This is a genomic window from Terriglobales bacterium (genome assembly GCA_035691485.1).
In the GTDB taxonomy this organism is placed as follows: Bacteria; Acidobacteriota; Terriglobia; order Terriglobales; family Acidobacteriaceae; genus JAIQGF01.
Genome location: DASSIZ010000083.1, coordinates 1 through 26671, shown reverse-complemented (window position 1 = coordinate 26671; position 26671 = coordinate 1). Strand labels below are relative to the sequence as shown.

Below are 26671 nucleotides of genomic sequence, written 5' to 3'. Positions count from 1 at the left end.
TTCGGGACGACCGTGGTCCCAATGTATCACTTCGCAAGGAGGCTCAATGCCGGAGTTACAGACCGGAAGCTATCACGCGAACAACTTTGTGCGCGCTTTCCGGCGGTGGTTCGTGCCGTACGTGCAGTCGCGAGTAATGAACGACCAGTTCCGTCCCCTGCTGTCGTACCTGTTCACAGAGTGGAAATGCAACGTGGACTGCCACTACTGCTGGGCGTTTAACAACAAAGTGAAAGGCATGACCGAGGAAACCGCCATCCAGTCGATTGACTGGCTGAAGGCGGTGGGCTGCCGGGTGATCGCGATCATGGGCGGTGAACCGCTGCTGCGCCGCGACTTCATCCTCAAGGTAGTGGATTACGGCACCAAGAACGGCTTCTTCGTGTACCTGCCGACCAACGGCATCCTCATGAACGAGGATTTCATCGACAAGGTCGGCGATCGCGGAGTGGCGGCCATCAACCTGGCGGTGGACAGCATCGATGAAAAGCCCGGACTGGCGAAGAACTTCAAGCGCATCGAGAAGCAGTTCAAGTACCTGGTGCAGCAGCAGCGCAAGTACGGCTACATGATCGTGTTCAACACCAACATCTGCCGGCACAACCTTGATGACGTCAAGCAGCTCACCGAGATCGCCCACGATAACGGCATCTCCAGCGACGTGCACATCAATGAGCCGCCTTACATCGAGCAGCCGCACTTCCAGCACTTGAACGAAAACGTCACCTACATCCGGCCGGAGGACTGGCCGGCGGTGGATGAGGTGCTGGACTACCTGATCGAGAAAAACGCGCAGGGGTACATCATGGTGAACTCCAAGGACCACCTGCGCAAGATGAAGGACTTCATGCGCGGCATTACCTATCCGTGGAACTGCCGCGCCGGCCACAACTCCTGCGTGATCCGCACCGACGGCACCCTGGCCCCGTGCTTCCCCATGTACTCGGCAAAGACCGACTGGGGAAAGATCTGGGAACCGAAGTTCAACTTCGGCGAGCTCGACGAGATGAAGAAGGTGTGCAACTCGCACTGCCTCTCCACCTGCCAGTACGTGCTCGGCTACTACTACAACAACCGCAACGTCGTGCGCTGGATCCTGAAGCAGGGGCTGCACGGCTGGAGCGGGCGTCCGCAGATGGCGGAAGCCTAGAAACCAGTTTCGAGTTTAGGGTTTCCAGTGGCCGGGGGTGAAAGCCTCGGCCATTTTTTTTGCGACGAGTCCAGGCCAAAAACTCCGTCCAGCGCGGCTTTCCTGCTGTTGCAATTTTCAACTCCGCCGCGGGAAATATTTTGCGTCACAGCTTGGAGTGTGCAGCATCACTGGTCAGTGTGATATATTTCGCGGCGGTCGCGAAATCCCGATGGGGTGGAATTTTCGGCCGGCGAACTGACCTAGGGAACACATCAACATTTCAGCACGGGGGCGTTCGAGGATGGGCCTTGCGCTGTTATTTGTCATCTGGCTCCTGACATTTGTTTGTTCTTATTTCTTCGTGGCGAAAACCTGGTGGTGGCCGGCAGCGGCATCGCTGAGCGGGCCGGCCCTTGATTCGCAGTTCCAATACACCTTGATTGCGATGGGCATCGTGTTCATCGCGGCGCAAGCCGGCTTGGGACTGTTTGCCTGGAAATACCGCGAGCGTCCCGGCGCCTCCGCCACCTACTCCCACGGCAACACCACGCTGGAAGTGGTGTGGACGGCGCTGACCGCTGTCCTCTTCTTCGGGCTGGCCATTACCGGCGCTCACCTGTGGGCGTCGGAGCGCTTCGAGCCGGCCAGGCCCAACGCGGTCCAGGTGGAGGTCTCCGGGCTGCAGTTTGCCTGGTATTTCCGCTATCCCGGGCCGGACGGCAAATTCGGGCGCACCAAACCCGAGCTGGTGGACGCCTCGGCGGGCGGAGAAGCGGCGGTGGGACTGGACTCCACCGATCCCGCCTCCAAGGACGACTTCGTCACCGGCACCATGTACGTTCCGGTGAATCGCGAAGTGGAGGTGATCCTGCGCTCGCAGGATGTGATCCACAGCTTTTTCGTGCCCTCGATGCGCTTCAAGCAGGACGCCGTTCCCGGGCTGATGATTCACATGCACTTCACTCCCGACAAGATCGGCGACTACGAGATCGCGTGCGCCGAACTGTGCGGTCTCGGGCACTACAAAATGCACGGCATTCTCAAGGTGGTCAGCCAGAACGATTATGACGCCTGGACGGCACTGCGCCTGGCGGAGAAACAATAACCATGCAAAATCCAGAAACTCCCCAACATGATTCCGCCTTGCAAGCCGGCGGGAACGGGCACGGAGGAGTGCACGTTCATCCCGCGCCTACCAGCTTCATCCGCAAATACATCTTCAGCACCGACCATAAGGTCATCGGGCTTCAGTATTACTTCCTGGCGCTGACATCGGTCTTCGTCGGCATGTTCCTGTCGCTGCTGATGAGGATCCACCTGGTGTGGCCTGGGGCCAAGGTCCTGGGCTTCGACATCAAGCCGGAAACCTACCTGGCGCTGCTGACCATGCACGGCACCATCATGGTGTTTTTCGTGCTCACCACCGCGCCGCAGGGCGGCTTTGGCAATTACATGCTGCCCATCCAGATCGGCGCGCCGGACATGGCGTTTCCCATCCTCAACATGATGTCGTTCTGGACGACGTTCCTGGGGTTTGTCGCCATTATTGCCGCGTTTTTTGTCGAGGGCGGGGCGCCGCTGTCAGGCTGGACCAACTACGCGCCGCTGAGCGCAATCCCGTCGGCCGGTCCGGGACAAGGGCTGGGCGAGGATTTGTGGATCGCGAGCATCGCGCTGTTCTGCATCGCTTCCCTGCTGGGCGCGCTGAACTTCATCACTACAACCTTGGACCTGCGGGCCCGCGGCATGACCATGATGCGCTTGCCGCTGACGGTCTGGTCCTGGTTCGTGACCGCCATACTCGGCCTGCTGGCGTTCGGCGTTCTCCTGGCCGCCGGTGTCCTGCTGCTGCTGGACCGCAATCTCGGCACCAGCTTCTTCGTTCCCGGCGGGCTGGTGGTGAGCGGCGAAATGGTGAAGCACAACGGGGGCTCCCCGCTGCTGTGGCAGCACCTGTTCTGGTTCTTCGGACATCCCGAGGTTTACATCGCCATTCTGCCGGGCATGGGTGTCACCTCGCAAATCCTGTCGACGTTTTCGCGCAAACCCATCTTCGGCTACAAGGCGATGGTGTACGCCATGCTGGGCATCGGCGTGCTCGGGTTCTTCGTCTGGGGCCATCACATGTTCATGAGCGGCATGAGCCCGTATTCGGCCATGGCGTTCAGCATGATGACCATCGCCATCGGGGTGCCCTCCGCCATCAAAACGTTTAACTGGCTGGGCACGATGTGGAAGGGGCGGATTCGCTTTACCGTGCCCATGATGTTCGCCATTGGCTTCGTTTCGCTGTTCGTCTCCGGCGGGCTGAGCGGTCCGTTCCTGGCGCAACCGGCGATCGACATTCCGCTGCACGACACTTTCTTCGTGGTCGCGCACTTCCACCTCATCATGGGCGTGGCAGCCATCTTCGGCATCTTCGGCGCAACCTACTTCTGGTTCCCCAAGATGTTCGGCCGGAAGATGAACAACACTCTCGGGTACATCCATTATTGGATTACCTTCATCGGCGCGTACGCGATCTTCTTCCCCATGCACTACGAGGGAATCGCCGGGCGTCCGCGGCGCTACTCGCAGCTGACCGAGGTGGCGTACCTGCACCAGTTCTGGCCGGTGGAGAAGTTCATTACCATCGCGGCCATCATCACCATCAGCGCCCAGTTCATTTTCCTGTTCAACCTGTTCTGGAGCATGTTCAAGGGCGCCAAGGCGGAGGTGAATCCGTGGGAGTGCACGACGCTGGAATGGACCATCCCGTCGCCGCCGCCGCATGACAACTTCGGCGGACACATTCCGGTGGTGAATAACGGGCCGTACGAGTACGGCGTCCCCGGCGCGCCGCGCGATTTCATCATGCAGACCGATCCGGCACAGACCGGCAGCACATCTCACTGAAGTTGGGGTTATGAGCAGTTTGCCGACATTGAGGGTCCGCGAGAAACCGGTGACAACGAAAGCCGGCGGCGGGGGGCGTCCACCGGTCATCGATTTTCCGCGCTACGGCGGAGGCGGAGGCGGCGGGCGCGACGACCCCTATCCCGATTTCGGCGAGCGCCTGCGCCGGTATCGCCTTGGGCTGATGGTCGGCCTGGCGGCGGTGGTGATGCTGTTCGTCTCCTTCACCAGCGCCTACATCGTGCGCCAGGGGCTCGGTTCTTACGACCAGGCGACGCAGGCCTATGTCACGGACTGGAAGCCGCTCAGCCTGCCCATGGGCTTGCTGCTGCTGAACACCTGCATTTTGCTGGCGAGCAGCTTCACCATCGAAATGGCGCGGCGAGCGGCGTTTGCCAAGGCGGCGATTGTGCCGGTGACGGAGATGCCTGGCATTGCCAAGGAACCGGACCGCGGCATGCCCTGGCTGCCGATCACGGTAGTGCTCGGCTTCGGGTTTCTTGCCGGGCAACTGCTGGCATGGCATGAGCTGGGCAAGCGCGGCTTTTATGTCTCCAGCAGTCCCAGCAGTTCGTTCTTCTACGTGCTGACCGGAATGCACGGCGTGCACCTGCTGGGAGGAGTGCTGGCGCTGCTCTACGCGCTGGCCGCGGTGTTCCGTTCGCGGCCCTTGGAGCGGAAACGCATCGTCGTGGATGTCACCGCGTGGTATTGGCACTTCATGGCGATTTTGTGGCTGTACATTTTCGCGCTGCTGAAATTCGCGGCGTAAGCGGAGGATGGAAAGAATGGCCGATGTTGCCGTGGGACAGCGTATAGCGCACACCGAGTTTGAGCCCTCGCTGTTCCAGACTTATTCCAACAAGATCGGGATGTGGCTGTTCATCCTCTCCGATTCACTCACCTTCGGAGCGCTGCTGTTTGCCTACAGCTACGGACGTATCTCGAACCCGACCTGGCCGACGCCGTTTCACAGCGGCAGCATCATCAACGCCACCATCATGACCGGGTTCCTGCTCACCAGTTCGCTAACCATGGTGCTGGCGGTGTCCGCCTCCAGCCTGGGAAACCGAAAGGGCACGATCGGTTGGCTGCTGGCAACCATGTTCTGCGGGACCATGTTTGTGATCCTCCACATTCGCGAGTGGATGGGGCTGATTCACGAGGGCATGACCCCGAGCAAAAATCCCTGGGGCGCGCCGCAATTCGGCGGCACGTTCTTTACCCTGACCGGGCTGCACATGCTGCACGTGACCATCGGGGTGGTAGTGCTCGGAATCATTGTGCTGCGCAGCATGGGCAAGAAGTTTTCCTCCAACGACGTTGAAACCAGCGGCCTGTACTGGCACTTCGTGGACCTGGTGTGGATGTTCATTTTTCCGCTGGTGTACCTGATGTCTGCCAGGATTAAGTAGGAGAGGCATGAGCACCGACGCACTGATCGCACAACGCGAAGCGCTGAAGCACCGCGGACACAGCCACACGCCTTTTTACATCGTGTGGGCGGTGCTGCTGGTGATTACCGGCATCGAGGTCCTGCTGGCATACGAACAGCTGCAGCCGTTAAGAATGCTGTCCATACTGCTGGGACTTTCCATCATCAAAGCGGCGCTGATCATTCTCTGGTTCATGCACATGAAGTACGAGATCATGCGCATGCGGCGAGTGATGATGGTTGCGCTGTGCGTCTGCCTGGCGCTGATGTGCGTCTTCTTCGCCGACGCATTTCGCATCATCGACCTGGGAGTGAGGTAATGCGCTCGCGGCTGTGCAGTCTCGCGTTGCTGGCGGCATTGGGCGCCGCACCGGCATTCGGCCAGGGGTGCGCCATGTGCTACACCTCGGCGAAGGGCGCCAGCAACAACGGGCAGAAGGCCATCACGCACGCGGTCCTTACCCTGCTGCTGCCGCCTGTCGGACTCATGCTGGGACTGGTGGGATTTGCTTTCCGGTATAACCGCAACCCGCGGGCGAACGAGGTCGAGGCGCCCGTGGTCGACGGTCATTCAGAGTAGGACGTTTCGCTTTCCTTATCGGGGCCAAGACACAGGGCCAAGGTAAAGCCGGCCAGGGGCACCCAAGCCGCCAAGAGAAGAACCTCATACATTGAATTCACCTCACCCCGACCGGCAGCTTGAACTCGGTGCCGAGCGCAGTTTCACTGTTACACTCCATGATGCTGGAACTGACCGCCTGGATGCAAAGTTGGACGGCTAACTACTTGGGGACATATCGCTTCGCGATGTGCTCTTCGCCCGATTTGGGCCATGCGGCGCTTGCCCGGCAGGCCGTTGTGAAGCAGGGATGCCAGACTCTATAATCAAAAGATTCCGCAGCATTCCCGACCCTGTTTGTAGACCCGGAGATGGTCTGGGGCGGGTACAGGCTGCTTCGGTTCCCTGATGTCAACGGAAAGCATAGTTGTCCGCGGCGCCCGCGTTCATAACCTGAAGAACATCGACTTCGAGATTCCCCACAACGCCTTGACCGTGGTTACGGGAGTGTCGGGATCGGGCAAGTCGTCGCTCGCCTTCGACACGATTTACGCCGAGGGACAGCGCAGGTACGTGGAATCGCTCTCCGCCTACGCCCGCCAGTTTCTGGAGCGGATCGAGAAGCCCGACGCCGATGTGATCGACGGCATCGCGCCGGCGGTGGCCATCCGTCAGAAGAACACGACGCGGAACCCGCGCTCCACCGTCGCCACAGCCACGGAAATTTATGACTACTTGCGCCTGCTGTTCGCGCGCGTCGGCCGGACTTACTGCATGCAGTGCGGCGTCGAAGTCAAACGGGATACGGTGGATGAAGTCGCCTCCCGCTTGCTCGCATTGCCGGAAGGAACGCGGCTGAACGTGTTCTTCCCGGTGCAACCGCCGGCGGGACGGGTGATTGCGCAGGAGCCGAAATCGCGCGGCCGCAAAAAGCAGCTTCCGGCGGCGCAGAAACTGGAAGAATCCGACCTGCTGAAGGCGACCCTGTTCGAATTGCGCAAGAAGGGCTTCAACCGGCTCTTCCAGGGCGGACAGGTATTCGAATTTTCCACCCCGGAATCGCTGCTGGACATCGACTTCTCGGAGCCGGTTTTCGTCCTGATGGACCGCATCGTGGTGGCGCCCGACCAGCGCACGCGCATCGTGGACGCGGTTGAGAGCAGCTACCGCGAGGCCGGCGAAGTAGTCTTCGAGACCGCCCCGGGCGGAGGCCAGGCAGCGGAGCGCATGCGCTTCGCACAGCGTTTTGAATGCAAGCAGTGCGGCATCCTCTATGAAGAACCCGAGCCGCGCCTGTTCTCCTTCAATAATCCGTTCGGCGCCTGCCCGCGCTGCCAGGGCTTCGGCAACACCATCGATTTCGATATTGACCTGGTCATTCCGGACAAGAACAAGACGCTGGCCGAGGGCGCGATCGAGCCCTGGACGAAGCCCAAATACAAGCCCCTGTTCAACGACCTGAAGCGCTACGCCAAGAGCGCCGGCATTCCGCTGGACGTTCCCTGGCGCGAGCTTTCGCCGGAGCACCAGCAGGTCCTGGTCGACGGCGACAGCAAGTTCTGGGGCGTGCGAGGCTTCTTCGCCCACCTGGAACGCAAGAAGTACAAGCTGCACGTGCGCGTCTTCCTCAGCCGGTACCGCGGATATTCAGTGTGCTCCATCTGCGGGGGCGCGCGCCTGCGCCCGGAAGCGCGTCACGTAAAAATCGCGTGCAAGGACATCTGCCAGGTGTGCTCAATGACGGTGGAGCAGGCGGGGCAGTTCTTTACGACGCTGAAACTAAGTCCGGCCGAGAGCGAGATCGCGGACAAGATCCTGGAGGAAATCCGCGACCGGCTGCGTTTTCTCAACGACGTCGGCCTGGAATACCTTACGCTCGACCGCCTCGCCTCGACGCTGTCCGGCGGCGAGGCGCAGCGCATTCAGCTGGCAACCTCGCTCGGTTCGCGCCTGGTGGGGACGCTGTATGTCCTGGACGAGCCATCGATCGGGCTGCACAGCCGGGATACTACCCGCCTGATCAAAATCCTGCACGACCTGCGCGACCTGGGAAACACGATCCTGGTGGTGGAGCACGATCCCGAGATCATGCGCTCGGCCGACCATATCCTCGACCTCGGCCCCGGCGCGGGCGAGAACGGCGGGCGGGTAATCGCCACCGGCACCTTCGACGAAATCCGCCGCAACGCAGCCTCGCTGACCGGGCGATATCTTGGACAGGAACTGCGCATTCAACCGCCGCCGCAGCGCCGCAAGCCCGGGATTCAGAAGCTGGAAGTGCTGGGCGCGGACGCGCACAACCTGAGGAACATCGACGTCACCATTCCGCTCGGGATGATCGTCGCCATCACCGGGGTCTCCGGCTCGGGAAAATCCACGCTGGTGCACGACGTGCTGTATCACGCGCTGGTTTCCGCCAAGCAGTCCAATGTCGCGATTCCGCCGGCAGTGAATGGCGCTGCCACCCTGCGGGGCTGGCAATTTGTGGACGACGTGGTGCTGGTGGACCAGTCGCCCATCGGCCGCACCCCGCGCTCCAACCCGGTGACTTACACCAAGGCCTTCGACGGCATCCGCGAACTGATGGCTTCCCTGCCCGAGGCCCAGAAGCGCGGCTTCAGCGCCGGCCACTTCTCGTTCAACATTCCCGGCGGACGCTGCGAAACCTGCCAGGGCGATGGCACGGTCACGGTGGAAATGCAGTTTCTTGCCGATGTCGAACTGATCTGCGAGGAGTGCAAGGGCACACGCTTCAAGCCCGAGGTGCTGGAAGTCCGTTACCGCGGCAAGAACATCCACGAAGTCCTCAACCTTACCGTGCGCGAGGCGCTGCAGTTTTTCCGCGAGGTGCCGAAGATCACGGAAAAACTGCGGGTCCTGGAGGAAGTGGGGCTCGGTTACCTGCGTCTGGGACAATCGGCGACCACGCTCTCCGGCGGGGAGGCGCAACGCATCAAGCTGGCGGCGCATTTGCAGCCGCGGGTCCGCGACTTCGCGCCGCAGAAGGACCAGGAAGCAAAGCGCCGGCGCCCGCGCATGCTTTACATCTTTGACGAGCCCACCACCGGACTGCATTTCGACGACGTCAGCAAGCTGCTGGCGGCATTCCGGCGGCTGATCGACGCCGGAGGCTCGGTTCTGGTGATCGAGCACAATCTTGACGTCATCAAGGTGGCAGACTGGGTCATCGACCTGGGCCCGGAAGGCGGCGAGCGCGGCGGGCAGGTGGTGGCCGCCGGACCTCCCGAGGCCATCGCGCGCTGCGCGAAGTCGTACACCGGAAAATGGCTGGCGCGCATCTTAACTGCTATCGGAAACTCTCGACTGGAAGCGCCCGCCCCTGAGCCGGCAGTCGCGGTTCGCCGGCGCGGCACGGGAACGAATGGCGGCAAATAGCCTGATTCTGCTGCTCTGCCTGGCCTGCGCCAGCGGCGTCTGCGCGCAGGAGTCCAAGCCAACCGTGCGCCATCACCGTGTGCCGGCGGACAACGGCGCGACCGCCGCGATCGCACGCGGCGAAACCGCCATCGACAAGCATGACTACGCGGGGGCAGAACAGGCGCTGCAGCAAGCCCTCAAGCTCGATCCCAACAACTACATTGCCTGGTTCGATCTTGGCTTCGTTTACACCGCGCTCAACCGGGATGCGGACGCGATTGACGCCTATCGCAAATCCGTCGGCGCCAACCCCGCCATTTTTGAGTCAAACCTCAACCTTGGGTTGACGCTGGCGCGCGCCTCCGATCCGGAGGCCGCCAAGTACCTTCGTGCCGCCACCGAACTGAAGCCGACGGCGAAGCCGGAAGAGGGCCTCTATCGCGCCTGGATTTCGTTGGGGCAGGTGCTGGAATCGAAGCAGCCTAAGGAAGCGGTGACGGCGTATCGCAAAGCCGCAGAACAGAAGCCCGGCAGCGCGGAACCGCATCTGTTGGCGGCGGCTGCCGCCGAACGCTCCAAGGACCTGGTCACCGCCGAACAGGAATACAAGGCCGCCGCGGAGCGTGATCCCAAGTCCGCCGACGCCATTTCCGGTCTCGCCAACACTTATCTTCGAAGCAAGCGGCTACCGGAAGCGGAATCTGCGCTTCGCAAGTACCTCGCCATCGATGCCGGAAACGCGCGGGCGCACCTCATGCTGGGCCGCGTGCTTGCCGCCGAAAACAGGCTCGCGGAGGCGCAACCGGAGTTCGAGCGGGCCATCGAACTGGCGCCCGGCGAGGCGCCCGCAGCGCGGGAACTCGCCGACCTCTACGCCGCCAACCGGCAGTTCGCCAAAGCCGAGTCCCTGTATCGCGAGGTCCTGAAAAAAGAGCCGAACAATGCGGAGTTGCACCATAGTCTCGGCACTTCCCTGATCGAGCAGAAGAAGTTTGCCGATGCGCAGGACGAGCTTTTGCGAGCCGTCAATCTCAAGCCGGACTATGGCATTGCCTATGGCGACCTGGCTTTCGTCGCGTCGGAAAACAAGAACTACCCGCTTACGCTGAAGGCGCTCGACGCGCGGGCCAGGTTTCTGCCGGATATTCCGGCAACCTTGTTCCTGCGCGCGACCGCCTTGGATCATCTGGGGGCGAAGAAAGAGGCGGCCGCCAGCTATCACCAGTTCCTGGCGGCGGCGAATGGAAAATTTCCCGAGCAGGAGTGGCAGGCGCAGCATCGCCTGATCGCCATCGAGCCGAAGAAATAGCGATGAAGAAAACATTCCTCATCTTGGCGGTGCTGCTCGCGGCTGTGGCATGGGCCTCGGACAAACAGGAGTCCGTCGACTCGCTCAAGGCGCGCGTGGAGAAAACCCCGCCCAAGGAGCAAGTCGAGCTACTGCTTCGCATCACGGAGCGCCAAGTGGAGGCGATGGACAAAGCTTACACAGAAGGTAACATCGAAGTAGCGCAAGCGGCGCTCGCCGACGTCCAGAAATACGGCGTAGAAGCGGCCAACACGTCCGCCCAGAGCGGCAAGCGCATGAAGCAAACGGAAATCGCGCTTCGTAAAATGACGTTGCGGATGGAATCGATCCGGAAGACCCTGGAAGTGGATGACCGGCCGCCCGTCGCCGAGGCCATCCAGAAAATCGAAAATGCGCGCAGCGAGCTGCTCAACCGCATGTTCAGGAAGTGACAATGCGAAAACGAAAGCTGCTCCCCACGATGTTTTTGCTGCTGCTGTCGGCGGCGCCGCTGCTGGCGCAAGTCGGAGGACGAGAACCGCTCAACAACAAGGAAATCGACGAGCTCCGCGAAACTGCCCAGGAGCCCGACAAGCGCCTGAAGCTGATGGTGCAGTTTGCGCGCGCGCGCCTGGCGACTATCGAGCAGCTGCGCGGCGATCCTCGTCTGGCTGCCGAGCGCGGCGCTCGGGTCCACGACCTGCTGGAGGATTTCACCAAGCTGGTGGACGAGATGGGCGACAATCTCGACGACTACGTGGCGCGGAAAGAGGACCTGCGGGCGGCGCTGAAGGCGGTGATTGAAGGGGACACCGCTTTCCAGCTCAAGTTGCGCACGCTCACAGAACAGGGGCCCGGCGCGGGCGGCAAGGCGACGGAGGTGCAGGAATACACTTTTGTCCTGCAAAACGCGACCGAGGCCGTCAACAGCAGCCTGGACGACGCCCGCAAGCTGCTCGCTGAGCAGGAAGTCGCGATTAAGGAAGCCAAGAAGAAGAAAAAGTAGTAGTAGCTGGTAGTTAGTAGTTAGTAGTTGTTAGTAGTTAGTCGCGACCATGCATCCGCGCCTCACCTCCATCCTGCAACGTGCCTATCGCGACCTGCGGCCGCGCGCTCCCATGCCGGAGTTCCGTGGCGAATTCTTTCCCTTTGCCAACATCAACAACACCATCCGCATGCGGGAAGGCGTGGTCAAGGTTCGGGTCTCGGATCTGCTGGAGGGCGCACCGGACGATGTTTTGTACGCCATCGCGCACATCCTGATCGCCAAGCTCTACCGCAAGACCATTGATCCGGGCCTGGCGCGGCGCTACCGGCAGCACGTCGGCCGCCGCGACTTGAACGCGAAGGCCCACCTGGTGCGGCAGATGCGCGGGCGCAAGTGCATTGCGAGCGCGCGGGGGCGCGTCTACGACCTGGAAGCCATCTTTGACGAGCTCAACAGCCGCTTCTTCTTCGGGTTGCTGGCGCGTCCGCAGATGACGTGGAGCCGCGATCACGCCCGCAACGCCCTCGGCCATTACGACCCGGCGCACAACGCCATCGTGGTCAGTCGCGTCTTCGATCGCCCGCAGGTGCCGCGCTACGCGGTGGAATACATCGTCTATCACGAGATGCTGCACTTGAAACACCCGGTGCGGCTGCGCGGCAGCCGGCGATGCGTGCATCCGCCGCAGTTTCAGGTAGAGGAGAAGCAGTTTCCGCAGCTCGAAGAAGCCAAGCGCTTTCTGAAGACGTTGTGAACCGGTCAGGCTGCCAGCACGGTGACGTGTTCACCTTCGAACGAGCTCTTGAAGTGCGAAATGCGGGTCAACTCGGATGGCTCCGCTTCAATGCGGAACAACGGTGCCAGCGAGGTAGCGAACCGCATCTTGTGCGGCTGCTCGCCGGTCATGTAATCGCAATCGAGCCCGCCGGCCAGCGAACCGCGGGTGACCTCGTACAGAAGCGCAACTCCGGGCGAATACTGGGCCCACGCGCGATCGTAATAGATGGTATAGCAGCGGCGAATCAGCTCGTCGCGGAAGCTGACCAGGGCCGCCACCAGCGCGCCGGCAGTCTCCAGGGTAAAAATCTCGCAGCCCGCGTCGAGGGCGGCAGCGGCCACCATGAAGTCAATGCGCGAGCGCTCGGCAAACAGGTTGTGCGGAAGCTGCCCCAGTTGCTTCGACTTCAGTTCGTAGATATTGCGGACCAGCGCCGCGTCAGCGCCGTCGTGGGTCCGCAATTCCACACCGGCGCGGGTGAGCCGCCGCATCAGGCGCGCTGAGCGCGTGTGCCGGGAGACGAAATCGTCGGCGGTAACGTCGGCGTGGCGAACCGCAGGTGCATTGCAGAATGGAGAGGGAGCAAATCCGCTCCACTGCCACTGTTGCGCTCGTTCGCCGCGGAGCACGGTTAGCGACAGCGGGCGCTGCTCCGCGGCCACCTGCTGCCATGCCCGGCGCAGCACTTCCTCATCCCCGCAGGCCAGCACGTCGCGATAATCGAACAGGGCCTCACCCAGGAAGGAAATCCCTGCCGCTGTCACGCAGGCAGGAATGATGGCGGCGCCATTGCCGCTCTCCGCGTGGATGACCATCGGTTCGGCAACGCCGGAAAACATTCGTGCCGCCAGCAGGTTCCACCCTGGAGTTTGAAACATGGAATAGCCGCCGTCGCGGTACAGGCATTGCCATGCGCTGCGCAGCGCTTCTAGTTCATGGGCGGAACGGATAATTTTGATCCGCGTCATCTCGTGTTGGTTAGACGCAGAGCGGGAGGGGGCGGATGTAACGTCTATTTACGTCGCAACAGCGCGTTAAGGGAACTGAATACGAGCCAGAGCCAAAATCGTTGTTCTTGGCCGTGATTACCGGGCCGGGGTTTGGGAAAGGCGGTCGAAGGAGGTGTCGTCCTTGAGCTTGGCGCTGGGCTCGCTGCCGAAGCATTTTTCAGCAACGTACTCGCGCAATCGAGAGCGGTCCTCAAGGCTAATGTCAACAAACTCAAAGCAGATCTCGTGCGGACGAGTTCGCCGGATAAAGACCTGGGTCGGCAGCTTGCGCAATCCGATGAAGAGATCGAGGGTGGCTTCGGTCAGGCCTTGCGGATCGCGCACGGTGTTCCCGAACCCGCCGCCCAGGCTGATGTTGTGAATCTTCATGCTCGAGCTGCCGCTGGGCAACTCCAGCGAACCGACGAGATGGTTTTCGACCGAAACGCGCGCGTACTTCCTCTGCCGTATCCACCTTGGGTTGGCTTCGTTGGCCGGCCCCAGCACAAGTTCGCGCTCGGTAAGGCCGCTGGCGTGCAGAATGTTTCCTGCCGCTTCCGCATCAATGCGCTGCAGAGACTGCGCCGAGACGACCCGAATTTCCCGGGGCTGCTGCCAGGTAAGCAGCGTGCGCTCGGTGAGAAATTCGGTGAGCAGCGGGACGGCGGCCTTTTCCCCCAACCGGCCGAGGGCCTCGATGGCCTTCACCCGCAGGTACGGCAGATTGCGCGCCCGGCCCAAGCCCCGCGCCAGGTGCATCAACTTGGAGGCGGAGACCATGCCGGCCATGCCGATTTCGTCAACCGCGAGGGGAAGGACGAACGGATCGAGGTAGTCGAGGAAGTCCAGCAGGAGCGAGCCGCGCTCCGGGGTGCCGGCGGCAGAGATCTGTCGTAAGGCCGCGTCCTGTTCGGCGCGGGTCCATTTGCCCAGCCGCGCCGACAGTTGCGGGCGCAAGAAATCAGGATCGAGCATGGTCAGAATGCCGAGAGCGGCGATCGCATCCCGGGGCGAGCCGCGGTATAGCATCTCCCGCAAAGGTTCGATCGAAACCGGTCCTAGCACGCTCAGCACGCTGGCCAGCCGCAGGCCTTCGTCGCGCGTAGAACATCCGGCAAAGCGCTCGGCGATGCAGCGCGCCGCCGGATCCGGCAGTCGCGTCAGCACCTCGATCAACCCCTCGGGCGGCTTGGGCGGCTCAGAAGCAATCCGCACCATCTCGGGAACACGCTCATCCACGGATACACCGGCTCGAATCGACTTGGCCAGGGGAGCATTGCGCTTCTTCAGCTCCTCCAACAGGCACAGCCAATCATCGAGCGCGAGATAGTCGCTGGCGGCAATCGCTTCCTGCCCGAGTAGAACAAAGGATTCCTTGAGCGCCGGCGCCAGCTCGCCGGTGGTGTCGATAGCGAGCTTGTTGCCCACCAGATCCACGACCTCGCGGAGGTAATGAATTCGAGAATAGAGGTCAGCTAACTTGCCGACGCCCGCGGCCGTCTTGGCCCGCGCGGCGTGGTTTTCGCGGGTCAGGAAGTTGCAGTAGTTGCGCAGGACGTCACTGACAAGGTCCACCTCGGCGCGTTTCGCCAGCAGCGGCTGAACGAAGTTACGGATGATGACCGGCGGCAGCACCCAAGCGTCGCCCGACAGCAGCACCTTGCGGCGGGCCTCCTCGGGTACTCCTTGCCAGAACTTGTTGTCCAGGACATCAGCATGGCTTTCAACCGAGAGGCCGGCGCGGCCCATCTCCTCTTCGCGCGCGCGCAGCACCTTGCGTAGGTTTTCCAGCTCGGAATTCATGCGATCCAGCATCTGCTGGATGGCGGTGACATTGAGCCCTTGCGTCTTGTATTTGTCGCTGACGGCGCGCAGCGCCACGTGCTCTGCTACCTGCATCAACAACGCGCCGCGCATCTCCGCTGTCGGCTTCGCCGGCAGAAGTTTCTGAATCGCCTGTTGCAGGTTCGACGCCGATTTTCCTGGGGTCGCGGCCGGCACGGTCTTGCCGCCGGCAAAGCTGGTCAGCCACTGGATAACGCCGACTACCTCGGCTTCCTGGAAACCGCCACCGCCGCTGCCTTGGCCACCGCCGCCGCTTTGACCGGCTGCGCCGTGCGGACCGCCCTGACCCGTACCACCACCACCGACGCCTTGGGCGGGACGTCCACCACCAACCACTCCGCGTGCTGCGCCGCCCGGACGGCCTTGACCCGCAATACCACCGCCGGCGTGGCCGGGAAGTCCCCCGCCGCCGTGGCCACCTGCTGCGCCACCCGGACGGCCTTGACCCGCAATACCGCCGCCGACTCCACCTGCTGCGCCACCGGGACGGCCTTGACCCGCAATACCACCGTCGGCATCTGCGCTGGCTGGGAACTCGCCAGTTCCGGAAAAACCGCCTTCGCCGCCGGGACCCGAAAAACCGCCACCGCTGCCCTCGCCGTCCCGGTATCCGCCGCCTTGTCCGGAATAACCGCTACCATCGCCGCCGGCGCCAGGTGTACCTCCAGCCGGAAGCGGCGATTCGGTGGGAATGGCATCAATCAATTGCAAAAGTTTGTGCGGGTCGCTCAGCAGCACGCCCAGGTCAAGTCCGGTGCCCGGCGCTTCTCCCTCCCCGCCGCCACTGCCCGGGACACCGGTGCCCGGTTGCGCTTGCGCCAACGAAGCCGTATCGAGGACTCGGAACTCGACGACCTTGATGTTTCCGATCGTCTTGCCCAATTCCGGCTGAAGCTTGGAGAGGACATCGACGGGCTTTCCGGTCGAGCAGATCTGAATGAATTCGGTGAATTCTTCCACGGTGACTCGCGGATCGAAATCAAGGCGACCGATATTGGCGGTAGCGAAAAAGGCAACCAGGCTTTTTTCCGCGGCTCCGGCTGCCGTCGGCGTGTTTTCCACCATGATCCGATCACGCCCAACCACGAGCACGAGTTTGCGTTCCGCCAGCGCTTTCCTCAGGTCTTTCCAGGTGAGGTCCAGTTGGGCCGCGCAGCGGTTGTGTTTTAAACCGTAAAGGCCGGCCTGCTTGAGCAGAACATTGCAACTGCGCACGAAACTGCGAGCGGCGGCGATTCGATCGCTGTGGGCCATAAAAACGCTAGAAAAGCGTGTCTCCCCACGGCAAGCATAGGACTTCGCCCGTAAACCCTCAAAGTTACGAAGGTTTCCGGGTGTTGATAAATAGGTTGCGCCCGCAGGCGGGGCAGAATCCATCCCGCTTCGGGAGGGCTGAGTCCGTCGTGATCGGCGACATGAATTCCGCCGCTACACAAAAACGGTCAGGGGCAGGAGGCGTGGGCGTTCAATAGTCTGCCCCCGAACGGCGCCTGGGAGGGGACCGGGGCCCATTTCCCGCTCGCGGCGTGGTTTTCCCCTGTGAGCGCGGTCACAAGCCGCTGTGACGCTTCGCGTTGACCCTCGCCGCCGGCGGGACTATGATTTTTAATGTTGAAAATGAATTTCAATTTCATATTCGGGATGCCCGTTTCCCATGCTTGAAGCCCTCGTTGTCACCTTGCGCGAAGGGGTCGAGGCCGCCCTGATCGTCGGCATTACCCTCGCCTATATCAACAAGATCGGCCGGCCCGACCTGAGGAAGGCCGTTTTTGCCGCCCTGGGCGCCGCCGCGGCCGGCAGTGTCGCGGCCGCCATCGCTTTGTCCCGCCTTAACTTCAACCAGGACATCTTTGAAGGCTGGGTGATGCTGGTGGCCGCCGTATTTGTCGTCACCATGATCATCTTCATGATGCGCACCGGCCGCCGTCTGAAGGGCGACATTGAAGGCAAAGTTGGCGCCATGGCCGCCCGCAGCTCCCGCCTCGGCCTGTTCGCCTTCGTCTTCCTGATGGTGTTGCGCGAAGGCGTGGAGACGGTGCTGATTCTCTCCGCGGTCACGCTCAACAGCACCGAACTGATGAGCTTCCTGGGAACGCTGCTCGGGGTGGCCCTGGCGGTAGTGTTCGGCGTGACCTTCGTCAAAGGAAGCGTGCGCGTCAACCTGCAGAAATTTTTCCGGGTCACCACCGTCATTCTCTTCTTTGTCGCCTTCCAGCTGGTGATCTCGGGGCTGCACGAGCTGTCGGAAAACGGGGTGCTGCCCTCCAGCAAGCGCGAGATGGCGCTGATCGGACCCATCGTGCGTAACGACCTGTTCTTCTTCATCACCATCCTGGCGTTAGCCGGGATGATGGTCCTTTTCGAATACCGCCGCCGCCAGACGAATGTTCCCGCGACCGCTTCCAGCGCCGAGCGCCGCAAGGTGGAATGGACGGCGCGCCGCGAGCGCATGTGGGCGACCGCGGTGTATGCCAGCTCGTTCGTGTTCATCATGCTGATCACGGCGCAATTCATCTATGCCAAGAGCGCCAGTGCGCTTTCGCCGGCGACGGAAGTGTCGATCACGCAGGGAGAGGCACGCATTCCGCTGGCGCAAGTCAATGACGGCGACCTGCATCGCTACGTCGCGCACGTCAATGGCAATGAGGTCCGCTTCTTTCTGCTGCGCAAGCCGGACGGAAAAATCGCGACCGTGCTCGACACCTGCGAGATCTGCGGCCCGGTCGGCTTTTACAAGAGCGGCGGCAACCTGATTTGCAAAAACTGCGCGGCGCCCATCAATCCGCAGTCGGTGGGCCAGCCGGGCGGGTGCAACCCGGTGCCGCTGAAGGCCACGACCACCGGCGATTCGGTGGTGATTGCCGAGGCCGACTTGGCCGCTAGCGCCAAGTACTTCAAACAGTGACGCCATGTTCTTTCGCCTGCTCTATCAATCGTTCCTTCGCCAGCGGCGGCGCAAGCTGCTCGCCGGGATCGCCATCACGCTCGGCGTCTCGGTGGCGACGGCAATGATTGCGGTGGCCACTGACATCGGCGACAAGATCAACCGCGAGTTGCGCACCTATGGCGCCAACCTAGTCGTCACCTCCGACGAAGACACCCTCGACGTCGAAATCGGCGGTGTCAATCTGAAGCCCGCCAGCTCGGGCGCCTACCTCGAGGAAAGCGCTCTGCCCGGCATCAACAACATGTTCTGGCGGCACAACATCGTTGGTTTTTCACCCATGCTGACGGTGCCGGTGACCATCCAGAACGGCCCCGCCGTGCTACCGGCGCAATTGTTGGGAACCTACTTCTCCAAGCAGCTGACCAACGGCAAAGACACATTCACCACCGGGGTGCGCATCACCCAGCCCTGGTGGAAGGTCCGAGGAGCATGGCCGAGCGACAGTTCCGACGACGTTTTGCTCGGCGAGCGCCTGGCACAGCAACTGGGAAGCAAGGTCGGCGATGAGGTCCAGGCGGCGGGACGCAAGTTGCATGTCGCCGGCATCCTTTCCTCCGACGGCGTCGAGGACAGCCAGATGGTCGCTCCGCTGGCGCTGGCGCAACAGATTCTCGGCCGGCCCGGCGCGGTTCGCCGCGTGCTGGTCAGCGCCATGACCAAGCCGGAAGACGCGCTGGCCCGCCGCGATCCCAAGACCATGTCGCCGGAAGTTTTCGACCGCTGGTACTGCTCGCCCTACGTAAGCTCCATCGCCTACCAGTTGCAGGAGACCATCCCGCACTCCCACGCCGAGCAGATCCGCCAGGTGGCGCAGAACGAAGGTACGGTGCTGCAGAAAATCAAGGGCCTGATGCTGCTGGTCACGCTGGCGGCGCTGCTGGCGTCGGCGCTGGCGGTATCGGCGGCCATGGCGACCGCCATCTTCGAGCGTCGCGGCGAAGTGGGACTGATGAAGGCCCTGGGCGCGGGAAACTCCGCGGTGGCGACTCTGTTCTTCGCCGAAGCCGCGCTGCTGGCGGTGATCGGCGGCGCCGCGGGATATGGTTTCGGCAACCTGATGGCGCGCCAGATCGGACGCTGGGTTTTCAATTCCAGCATTGCCGTCCAGCCTGTGCTCTTCCCGGTCGTGATCGCGCTGGCGATTTTGGTGACTTTCGCCGGCAGCGCCGCATCCATCCGCAAGGCCATGCAGTTCGACCCTGTGATGGTGCTGCGAGGTGACGCATGAAGCAGCGTACCGGCAGCCGCAACCCGATGTTCTTCCGCATGCTGATGCGGGCGACCATGGTCAAGCCCGGCCGCGTGATCTCTGCCCTGGTTGCGGTCGTCGTGGCTGCTTCCGTCGCCACCGCCATGATGAACCTCTACGTCGACGTGCAGGCCAAGCTACGCAAGGAATTCCGCAGCTATGGCGCCAACGTGGTGGTGGTTGCGCGCGAAGGCCAGACCCTTCCGGTTGACGCACTCTCGCGCGTGGAGAGCGTGATCGGCAATTCCGGCCTGGCGGTTCCCTTCGCCTTCGCGGTTACACGCACCGACACCGGCGCCCCGATCGTGGTCGCCGGAACCGACATGGAGCGGGTGCGCAAGTTGAACTCCTGGTGGTCGGTGACTGCCTGGCCGAGCGCGGCCCACTCGGCGCTGTTGGGAACGCGCGCAGCTTCTGTTGTTTCACCAGGACGCAAGCCATTTAATATCAACTTTGAAGGGCGAAAGCTTCAACTAATGCCTGCAGGAATACTGCGCACCGGAGCGGCCGAGGACAGCCGCATCTATCTTGACCTGAAAGAGTTCACCGCCTGGACCGGGGTGCCGGCTTCGACGATTGAGATCGGTGTCAACGGCACGCCGGCGGAAATCAACGCCGTCATCGGCCAACTTGCGAATGCCTTGCCGGCGGCGGAGGTGAAGCCGGTTCGGCAGATCGTGGAAGGCGAAGCCCGCGTCCTGGGCAAGACGCGCGCCGCGCTGCTGGCTGCGGTTGCCATGATCATCCTCACGGCCGCGCTCTGCGTGCTGGCGACGCTCACGGCCTGGGTACTGGACCGCCGCCGCGATTTTGCCATCATGAAAGCTTTGGGTGCGTCCGAGCGCGTGGTGAACGGCTTCTTCGCCGCCGAGGCGGCCGCGCTCGGCGCTGCCGGAGCGGTTCTAGGATTTGCCATCGGCATCGGCGTGGCGGCATGGATCGGGCGGGTGAATTTTCATGCCGCCGTGGTCCCGCGCTTCGCCGTGTTCCCTGCCGTGTTCGCCGGCAGCGTGGCCCTGGCCTTGATCTCGGCCGTGCTCCCCATCAGCCTGTTGCGGCGGGTGCAGCCTGCTACCATACTGAGGGGTGAGTGAGATGATCCGCCTGGTCAATGTATCCCGCGAGTATCCGGCCAAGGCCGACGCCAATGGCGGCGTCATCAAGGCGCTGGACAACGTGACGCTCACCGTCGCGCCCGGCGAGTGGCTGGCCATGATGGGACCCTCGGGCTCCGGGAAATCCACGCTGGTCAACCTCATCGGCTGCCTGGATCGTCCTTCCTCCGGCGAAATCTGGCTCGACGGCGAGAATGTTGCCGCGCTTTCCAGCTCGCAGCTCAACCGCGTGCGCGCGGAGAAGATCGGTTTCGTCTTCCAGCAGTTTCACCTGATCCCGTATCTCACCGCGCTGGAAAACGTGCTGTTGGCGCAATACTTCCACAGCATGACCGACGAGCCGGAAGCGCTCAACGCGCTGGAGCGCGTCGGGTTGCGCGACCGCGCGCATCATCTTCCGGCGCATCTTTCCGGCGGCGAGCAGCAGCGCGTCTGCATTGCGCGCGCGCTGATCAACGATCCCAAGATCGTTCTCGCCGACGAGCCCACCGGCAACCTGGACGCGCAGAACGAGGAAATCGTCATGCGCCTGCTACGCGAACTGCACCAGCAGGGACGCACCATCGTCATGGTGACGCACGATCCGGTGGTGGCGCGCATGGCGGACCGCCGCATCGAGCTGCATCACGGAAAAATTTCCACGATCGAAACCTTTGTCCTGCGCGATGAAGAGCAGATTGACGAAATCCTCGAGGAAATCTGGGTGCTCCAGGAGCACGGCGAGATGGCTGAACTGGGGCGCATGGAAGTGCACGGACCGGGCGCGCTGCCGCCGTCGCTCGCCCTGGAACGCATGGTCGAGCTGGACCTGGTGACCTCGGCGCCGCATCCCCCGGAGCCGCACGGCCATAAGCACGTGGTCAATCCCTGCCACGACGCCATGGTCTACAGCGGGGAAATTCCCGCTGACGGCAGCCTGATGATCGAATTCACCGAGCGCGGACGCAAGCGCGCGGCCGATGTCATCCGCCGCCACCGACTGGCCGAGCAGCTGTTTACGACCAGCCTGGGCATGGTCAACGAAGAGGAGATCGAGGAGCAGGCGTGCAAGTTCGAGCACATCCTCTCGCCCGAGGCGACGGAAAAAATCTGCGCTTTCCTGGGCCACCCGAAGACTTGCCCGCACGGCGCGCCGATTCCTCCCGGCGAGTGCTGCACCCGTCCTCCATCGGAAAACATGAAGCGCCTGTTTGCCCACGGGCGCCCAAAATAAGGCGCTGCTTTGAATTCGCAGGTGCATGGTTCGGCACGGCTGAAGCCGTGCCCTTACCGCTATGCGGGCAATTCCGGATTGTCCCGTACTTGAGTCCTTGACCGGGGCATGACCCCCGTTTGACCGCCCGCTTTCCGCGCCTTATATTCAATAGGTTGTCGCCACACGCCGGCGCAGTTCTGAAGCACGGTCGCCAGGTGAAGCGATCGGCCTTGTGTCTTGCGCCCCCAAGTGATCATGAGCCCAACCGAAACCAATTCCGCTACCCGCCGCGAAATCCAGGTGGAGATCCCTGCCGAGGTCGTCTCCCGCGAAACCGAAAACGTAATTCAGAAGATGCAGAAGGTAGCGCGGCTGCCCGGCTTCCGCGCCGGCAAGGTGCCCTCCACCGTCATCCGGCAGCGCTTCGCCGAGGAAATCAAGAGCGAAGTCGTGGAGTCGCTGGTTCCCCGCTACTTCCACCAGGAAGCCGAGAAACAGAAGCTGGTGCCGGTGTCGCAACCTCGCGTGACCGATCTGCACCTGGAAAGCGGCGAGCCGATGCGCTTCAAGGCCGCCTTCGAAGTGCTCCCTGAAATCGAGGTTTCGGGTTACCACGAACTGCGCGTCGACAAGCCGGACACGGCGGTGACCGAGCAGGAGATCGAGGAGTCGCTCAACCGGATCCGCGAGCAGCAGGCGACCTACACCCCGATTGAAGGCCGCGCTATCGAGAGCGGCGACTATGCCCAGGTCTCGCTGGAGGGAATACCGAAGGCCTCAGCCGGCACCTCGGATGAAGTGGCCGGCGGAATCAATTCCGCCGCTACAGCAGCGGACAAGCCGGTGAAAGTGGACGACGTGATGGTGGAGGTCGGCGGCACCAACACCGTGCGCGAGTTCTCCGATAACCTGCGGGGCATGAAGCCGGGCGAGCAACGCACCTTTGAAGTCTCCTACCCGGCGGATTTTTCCGACCAGCGGCTGGCGGGCAAGATCTTCGAGTACACAATTTCCGTGAAGGCGATCAAGCAGAAACACTTGCCCGCGTTGAGCGACGAATTTGCCAAAGAACTGGGCGGCGAGATCAACAGCGTCGACGAGCTGAAGCAGAAGATCCGCGAAGGCTTGGAGCATGAGAAACTGCACACTGCCGAGCGTGAAGGCAAAGAAAAAATCCTGGAAGAGCTGGTCAAGCGGCACGAGTTCGAGGTGCCGGAGGCGCTGGTGGAGCGCCAGATCGATATCCGGCTGGAACGGGGGTTGCGGGCGCTGGCCGCGCAGGGCATGCGCTCCGAAGACATGAAGAAGATGGACTTCCATCGTCTTCGCGCCGGTCAAAAAGAGGCGGCGGTGCGCGAGGTGAAGGCTTCCCTGCTGCTGGACAAGATTGCCGAGGCGGAGAAGATCGACGTCAGCGACGAGGAAATTGACCACGAAGTGCAGGCCCTGGCGGCGCAGAGCAAAACGTCAGCAGAGGCGGTGCGGGCGCGTTTGACGCGTGAAGGGGCGCTGGATAGAATCCGAAATCGACTGCGCAACGACAAAGCTCTCGACTTTCTTTACCGCCGGTCGGCCTAGGCTGACCGTTTTTGGTCCTCCCCGAGAAGTTCACGGTCTTTTCGGGCCGCAGTGTAGGCGGGGACCAGGTTTGACACCGGCTGCGGCGCGCCCCGGCGCACCGGGCCCGGATGGAAGGAGCCATATTTCATGCTAGTTCCCATGGTGATCGAGCAAACCGGCCGCGGCGAGCGCGCGTACGACATTTACAGTCGGCTGTTGCGCGACAACATCATCTTCATCGGCACCCCGATTGACGACAACATCGCCAACCTGGTGATCGCGCAACTGCTGTTCCTGGCGGCGGAAGACCCGGAGAAGGATATCCAGCTGTACATCAACTCGCCGGGCGGTTCGATCACCTCGGGCATGGCGATCTACGACACCATGCAGTACATCAAGCCCGACGTGATGACGATCTGTATCGGGCAGGCGGCATCGATGGCGGCGGTGCTGCTGGCGGCGGGAGCGCCGAAGAAGCGGTTTGCCCTGCCCAACTCGCGGATCCTGATCCACCAGCCGCACATCATGGGCGGGCTGAGCGGGCAGGCCACCGACATCGACATCCACGCCCGGGAGATCCTGCGCATGCGCGAACTCCTGAACCAGATCATGGCCAAGCACACCGGCCAGAAGCTGGAAAAGGTGGAAAAAGACGTGGAGCGCGACTTCATCATGAATGCCGAGCAGGGCAAGGAATACGGCCTCATCGACGACATCATTTACCGGCCGCGCTGAGGCGGTAACCGCCGACACACCCCTGGGTGACTACGGTCACACTGCCTTGTGGCGCCATGGGGAGCAGAATAGTAAGCAGTTTGACCGTTGTTGTTGCCGGCTTTTGGAATTTCCCAAGGGAAACTGGCTTATACTCGCAGTGAAATCCCGGCTGGCAACGCGGTCAGGAGCACAAGGTGAAACCAAGGTCAGGCACAGAAGACACCCTACGCTGCTCGTTCTGCCATAAATCCCAGGATGCTGTCGCCAAGCTGATTTCCTCGCCGAGCGACTACCCGCGGGCCTACATCTGCGACGAGTGCGTCGCGGTCTGCAATTCCATCCTCGAAGACGATCGCAGCGAGACCCATGCGGCGGCGGCGCCTGACCACCTGCCCAAGCCCGCCGAGGTGAAATCGTTCCTCGACCAGTACGTCATCGGCCAGGAACAAACCAAAAAGAAGCTCGCGGTCGCGGTCTACAACCACTACAAGCGCATCCACATGAATCGCCAGCGCAACAGCGAAGTGGAACTGGCGAAATCCAACATCCTTCTGATCGGGCCGACCGGTACCGGCAAAACGCTGCTGGCGCAGACCCTGGCGCGCATGCTCGACGTGCCTTTCGCCATCGTGGACGCTACCACCCTGACCGAAGCTGGGTATGTCGGCGAGGACGTAGAGAACATTATCCTGAAGCTGCTGCAGGCAGCCGACGGCGATGTGGGCCGCGCCCAGACCGGCATTATCTACATCGACGAAGTGGACAAGATCGGCCGCAAGGACGAAAACCCCTCGATCACGCGTGACGTCAGCGGCGAGGGCGTGCAACAGGCGCTGCTGAAAATCCTGGAAGGCACCATCGCCAACGTGCCGCCGCAGGGCGGGCGCAAGCATCCGCACCAGGAGTTCACGCCCGTGGACACCACCAACATCCTGTTCATTTGCGGCGGGGCATTCGTGGGTTTGGAAAAAGTGGTATCGCGCCGCGTCGGCAAGAAGAGCCTGGGTTTCAAGAGCGACCCGCAGCAGGCGGAAGCGGCCCCGGCAGCGCGTCGCGATACGGCGCTCTTGCAGCAGGCGCAACCGCAGGACCTGATCCGCTTCGGGCTGATCCCTGAGTTCGTGGGACGCATGCCGGTGGTCGGCATCCTCGACGATCTTGACGAGTCCGCGCTGGTGGAAATCCTTACCAAGCCGCGCAACGCCATCAGCAAGCAATACCAGCGGCTGTTCGAATTTGAAAATGTGCGACTGAAGTTCACCGACGAGGCGCTGCATGCTATTGCGCGCGAAGCCCTGAACCGCAAGGTGGGCGCGCGCGGGCTACGCATGATCCTGGAAGAGCTGATGCTCGACCTGATGTATCACCTGCCCAGCCAGAAGCGGATCAAGGATTTCGAGGTCACGCGCGAGATGGTGGAAAAGCGCGACCTGGCAATCGCGCTGATGGAAAAAGCGGGATAACTGTTCGCCTCAATCGGAACATCTGGAAGGCGGGCCGCGCGCCCGCCTTTTCCTTTTTCAGCCAACCCGCGGTTTCATTCCTGCGTTCCCAGACGCAGGAGCGCCGCGAATCCCGGCATGGCCGAGCTGAGCGATCGACTGGAAAACGTGCTGAATGAAGCGCGCATGCTCCTGCTCGGCGGGCAGGTCTTGCTGGGCTTCACCTACCGGATCTGCTTTGAGCCGGCGTTCGACAGCATGGCGCGTAGCGTGCATCTGGTCGAAGTCACCGCGCTCGGCATCATGACGGCGGGCCTGGGATGGCTGATCACGCCGGCGGCCTACCATCGCATCGCCGAGCACGGATGCCAGACCGAGCGCGTGCACGCCTTCACTACTGCTGTGCTCGACTGGGGACTGCTTCCCTTCTGCGTGGGCCTGGGGCTCAGCTTCTATCCGGTCGCCATCGCCTTGCGCCTCCCCCACGCCGCCATTATTGCGCTGCTGGTATTCCTGCTCTCGGCGGGCAGCTGGTACGGCGCCGGCCTGCTGCGGCCCCGTTCGGAACGGCAGCGCCAGGTGCGCCCGAAATTGAGTGATGGTGAAAACGAGAAGTAAGGAGAGTCCGATCTCGAGCAGCGCATCAAGAAGGTGCTCATCGAGTGCCGGATGGCGCTGCCGGGAGCGCAGGCCTTCCTCGGCTTTCAGTTTGCGATCGTGTTCACGGAAAGTTTCGAGAAACTGCCCCGGTCGTCGCGACTGATCCACTTCGGCGCGCTGGTCTCGACCACGCTCGCCATCGTCCTGCTGATTGCGCCCGCGGCGTATCACCGCCTGGCCGAGGCCGGCCAGGACACCGAGCGGGTTCACACCACCGCCTCTCGCCTGCTGCTTGCGGCGCTGGTATTTCTGGCGCCGGGAATGGCGGGAGATTTGTACGTCGTGCTGGCCAAAGTGGTGGGCTCGCGAACGGTGGCGGTGGCGATGGCCGGAGGACTGCTGGCGGCGGTGTACGCGCTGTGGTTCCTGTTGAGCTGGGTGAAGCGCCGGTAGCGCTCAATGCGCGGACGCGGATGCGGTCCAGTTGCTGATCACCGACAGCGGGCCTCCTCCGTTCGGTGGAAGCGAATTGATCAGGAAGCGTTTGCCATCGGACGTG

25 protein-coding genes are annotated in these 26671 nt (G+C 62.3%); 22 read left to right on the top strand and 3 right to left on the bottom strand.

Annotation, left to right across the window (positions count from 1 at the left end):
• Positions 1-46: 46 nt before the first annotated feature.
• The 12 genes from VFI82_11575 (at position 47) to VFI82_11520 (ending at position 12429) form a co-directional block, all read left to right on the top strand.
• A complete protein-coding gene (locus VFI82_11575; protein ID HET7185316.1) occupies positions 47-1150 on the top strand; it encodes a radical SAM protein in 1104 nt (367 codons plus the stop codon).
• Between the two features lie 283 nt (positions 1151-1433).
• Complete coding sequence (coxB, locus tag VFI82_11570) at positions 1434-2237, top strand: cytochrome c oxidase subunit II (GenBank protein HET7185315.1); 804 nt, start codon at positions 1434-1436, stop codon at positions 2235-2237.
• Between the two features lie 2 nt (positions 2238-2239).
• Entirely contained in the window at positions 2240-4027 is a 1788-nt protein-coding gene (locus VFI82_11565) for a cbb3-type cytochrome c oxidase subunit I (protein ID HET7185314.1), read from the top strand.
• Between the two features lie 49 nt (positions 4028-4076).
• A complete protein-coding gene (locus tag VFI82_11560) occupies positions 4077-4799 on the top strand; it encodes a cytochrome c oxidase subunit 3 (protein ID HET7185313.1) in 723 nt (240 codons plus the stop codon).
• A 16-nt stretch (positions 4800-4815) separates the two neighbouring features.
• Positions 4816-5442, top strand: a complete 627-nt coding sequence (locus VFI82_11555) for a cytochrome c oxidase subunit 3 (protein HET7185312.1) — start codon at positions 4816-4818, stop codon at positions 5440-5442.
• 7 nt (positions 5443-5449) lie between these two features.
• Entirely contained in the window at positions 5450-5782 is a 333-nt protein-coding gene (locus tag VFI82_11550; protein ID HET7185311.1) for a cytochrome C oxidase subunit IV family protein, read from the top strand.
• Entirely contained in the window at positions 5782-6042 is a 261-nt protein-coding gene (locus tag VFI82_11545; protein HET7185310.1) for a hypothetical protein, read from the top strand. The genes VFI82_11550 and VFI82_11545 overlap by 1 nt, the downstream gene beginning before the upstream one ends.
• Positions 6043-6429: 387 nt before the next feature.
• Complete coding sequence (gene uvrA / locus VFI82_11540; GenBank protein ID HET7185309.1) at positions 6430-9417, top strand: excinuclease ABC subunit UvrA; 2988 nt, start codon at positions 6430-6432, stop codon at positions 9415-9417.
• Positions 9404-10708 carry a tetratricopeptide repeat protein gene (locus tag VFI82_11535; GenBank protein HET7185308.1) on the top strand — a complete coding sequence of 435 codons (1305 nt, stop codon included), beginning with the start codon at positions 9404-9406 and terminating at the stop codon, positions 10706-10708. Before uvrA ends, VFI82_11535 begins: the two co-directional genes overlap by 14 nt.
• A gap of 2 nt (positions 10709-10710) precedes the next feature.
• Entirely contained in the window at positions 10711-11139 is a 429-nt protein-coding gene (locus VFI82_11530; GenBank protein ID HET7185307.1) for a hypothetical protein, read from the top strand.
• 2 nt (positions 11140-11141) lie between these two features.
• Entirely contained in the window at positions 11142-11693 is a 552-nt protein-coding gene (locus tag VFI82_11525) for a hypothetical protein (protein HET7185306.1), read from the top strand.
• A gap of 49 nt (positions 11694-11742) precedes the next feature.
• Positions 11743-12429 carry a M48 family peptidase gene (locus tag VFI82_11520; protein HET7185305.1) on the top strand — a complete coding sequence of 229 codons (687 nt, stop codon included), beginning with the start codon at positions 11743-11745 and terminating at the stop codon, positions 12427-12429.
• A gap of 5 nt (positions 12430-12434) precedes the next feature.
• On the opposite strand, the gene VFI82_11515 is transcribed toward VFI82_11520, so the two are convergent.
• From VFI82_11515 to VFI82_11505, 3 genes are all read right to left on the bottom strand, one after another.
• Complete coding sequence (locus VFI82_11515) at positions 12435-13421, bottom strand: GNAT family N-acetyltransferase (GenBank protein ID HET7185304.1); 987 nt, start codon at positions 13419-13421, stop codon at positions 12435-12437.
• A gap of 117 nt (positions 13422-13538) precedes the next feature.
• Entirely contained in the window at positions 13539-15443 is a 1905-nt protein-coding gene (locus VFI82_11510; protein ID HET7185303.1) for a PilZ domain-containing protein, read from the bottom strand.
• Between the two features lie 44 nt (positions 15444-15487).
• Entirely contained in the window at positions 15488-15985 is a 498-nt protein-coding gene (locus tag VFI82_11505; GenBank protein ID HET7185302.1) for a hypothetical protein, read from the bottom strand.
• Between the two features lie 7 nt (positions 15986-15992).
• Between VFI82_11505 and VFI82_11500 the strand changes: the two genes are divergently transcribed.
• The 10 genes from VFI82_11500 to VFI82_11455 all read left to right on the top strand — a co-directional run bounded on the left by VFI82_11500 (position 15993) and on the right by VFI82_11455 (position 26565).
• A complete protein-coding gene (locus VFI82_11500; protein ID HET7185301.1) occupies positions 15993-16457 on the top strand; it encodes a hypothetical protein in 465 nt (154 codons plus the stop codon).
• Between the two features lie 484 nt (positions 16458-16941).
• A complete protein-coding gene (locus tag VFI82_11495) occupies positions 16942-18192 on the top strand; it encodes a Fe-S-containing protein (GenBank protein ID HET7185300.1) in 1251 nt (416 codons plus the stop codon).
• 4 nt (positions 18193-18196) lie between these two features.
• The gene (locus tag VFI82_11490) at positions 18197-19462 is read left to right on the top strand and encodes an ABC transporter permease (protein ID HET7185299.1); all 1266 of its coding nucleotides are present in this window, start codon (positions 18197-18199) and stop codon (positions 19460-19462) included.
• Positions 19459-20577, top strand: a complete 1119-nt coding sequence (locus tag VFI82_11485) for an ABC transporter permease (protein ID HET7185298.1) — start codon at positions 19459-19461, stop codon at positions 20575-20577. Before VFI82_11490 ends, VFI82_11485 begins: the two co-directional genes overlap by 4 nt.
• 1 nt (position 20578) lies before the next feature.
• Positions 20579-21811, top strand: coding sequence for an ATP-binding cassette domain-containing protein (locus VFI82_11480; GenBank protein ID HET7185297.1), 1233 nt, complete (start codon positions 20579-20581; stop codon positions 21809-21811).
• A gap of 237 nt (positions 21812-22048) precedes the next feature.
• Positions 22049-23371 (top strand): trigger factor, encoded by a 1323-nt coding sequence (gene tig / locus VFI82_11475; protein ID HET7185296.1) that lies wholly within the window; start codon positions 22049-22051, stop codon positions 23369-23371.
• A gap of 129 nt (positions 23372-23500) precedes the next feature.
• On the top strand, positions 23501-24088 hold the full coding sequence (gene clpP / locus VFI82_11470) for an ATP-dependent Clp endopeptidase proteolytic subunit ClpP (GenBank protein HET7185295.1): 588 nt from the start codon (positions 23501-23503) through the stop codon (positions 24086-24088).
• 176 nt (positions 24089-24264) lie between these two features.
• A complete protein-coding gene (gene clpX / locus VFI82_11465) occupies positions 24265-25533 on the top strand; it encodes an ATP-dependent Clp protease ATP-binding subunit ClpX (GenBank protein HET7185294.1) in 1269 nt (422 codons plus the stop codon).
• A 117-nt stretch (positions 25534-25650) separates the two neighbouring features.
• Positions 25651-26130, top strand: coding sequence for a DUF6328 family protein (locus VFI82_11460; protein ID HET7185293.1), 480 nt, complete (start codon positions 25651-25653; stop codon positions 26128-26130).
• A gap of 24 nt (positions 26131-26154) precedes the next feature.
• Positions 26155-26565, top strand: a complete 411-nt coding sequence (locus VFI82_11455; GenBank protein HET7185292.1) for a DUF6328 family protein — start codon at positions 26155-26157, stop codon at positions 26563-26565.
• The last annotated feature ends 106 nt before the right edge of the window (positions 26566-26671 follow it).

Excerpts from the sequence above, each read along its gene's own strand:
- VFI82_11575 (HET7185316.1), top strand. The coding sequence starts at position 47 with ATGCCGGAGTTACAGACCGGAAGCTATCACGCGAACAACTTTGTGCGC.
- coxB (HET7185315.1), top strand. The coding sequence starts at position 1,434 with ATGGGCCTTGCGCTGTTATTTGTCATCTGGCTCCTGACATTTGTTTGT.
- VFI82_11565 (HET7185314.1), top strand. The coding sequence starts at position 2,240 with ATGCAAAATCCAGAAACTCCCCAACATGATTCCGCCTTGCAAGCCGGC.
- VFI82_11555 (HET7185312.1), top strand. The coding sequence starts at position 4,816 with ATGGCCGATGTTGCCGTGGGACAGCGTATAGCGCACACCGAGTTTGAG.
- VFI82_11550 (HET7185311.1), top strand. The coding sequence starts at position 5,450 with ATGAGCACCGACGCACTGATCGCACAACGCGAAGCGCTGAAGCACCGC.
- VFI82_11545 (HET7185310.1), top strand. The coding sequence starts at position 5,782 with ATGCGCTCGCGGCTGTGCAGTCTCGCGTTGCTGGCGGCATTGGGCGCC.
- uvrA (HET7185309.1), top strand. The coding sequence starts at position 6,430 with ATGTCAACGGAAAGCATAGTTGTCCGCGGCGCCCGCGTTCATAACCTG.
- VFI82_11535 (HET7185308.1), top strand. The coding sequence starts at position 9,404 with ATGGCGGCAAATAGCCTGATTCTGCTGCTCTGCCTGGCCTGCGCCAGC.
- VFI82_11530 (HET7185307.1), top strand. The coding sequence starts at position 10,711 with ATGAAGAAAACATTCCTCATCTTGGCGGTGCTGCTCGCGGCTGTGGCA.
- VFI82_11525 (HET7185306.1), top strand. The coding sequence starts at position 11,142 with ATGCGAAAACGAAAGCTGCTCCCCACGATGTTTTTGCTGCTGCTGTCG.
- VFI82_11520 (HET7185305.1), top strand. The coding sequence starts at position 11,743 with ATGCATCCGCGCCTCACCTCCATCCTGCAACGTGCCTATCGCGACCTG.
- VFI82_11515 (HET7185304.1), bottom strand. The coding sequence starts at position 13,421 with ATGACGCGGATCAAAATTATCCGTTCCGCCCATGAACTAGAAGCGCTG.
- VFI82_11505 (HET7185302.1), bottom strand. The coding sequence starts at position 15,985 with ATGCCATTCCCACCGAATCGCCGCTTCCGGCTGGAGGTACACCTGGCG.
- VFI82_11495 (HET7185300.1), top strand. The coding sequence starts at position 16,942 with ATGCTTGAAGCCCTCGTTGTCACCTTGCGCGAAGGGGTCGAGGCCGCC.
- VFI82_11490 (HET7185299.1), top strand. The coding sequence starts at position 18,197 with ATGTTCTTTCGCCTGCTCTATCAATCGTTCCTTCGCCAGCGGCGGCGC.
- VFI82_11485 (HET7185298.1), top strand. The coding sequence starts at position 19,459 with ATGAAGCAGCGTACCGGCAGCCGCAACCCGATGTTCTTCCGCATGCTG.
- VFI82_11480 (HET7185297.1), top strand. The coding sequence starts at position 20,579 with ATGATCCGCCTGGTCAATGTATCCCGCGAGTATCCGGCCAAGGCCGAC.
- tig (HET7185296.1), top strand. The coding sequence starts at position 22,049 with ATGAGCCCAACCGAAACCAATTCCGCTACCCGCCGCGAAATCCAGGTG.
- clpP (HET7185295.1), top strand. The coding sequence starts at position 23,501 with ATGCTAGTTCCCATGGTGATCGAGCAAACCGGCCGCGGCGAGCGCGCG.
- VFI82_11460 (HET7185293.1), top strand. The coding sequence starts at position 25,651 with ATGGCCGAGCTGAGCGATCGACTGGAAAACGTGCTGAATGAAGCGCGC.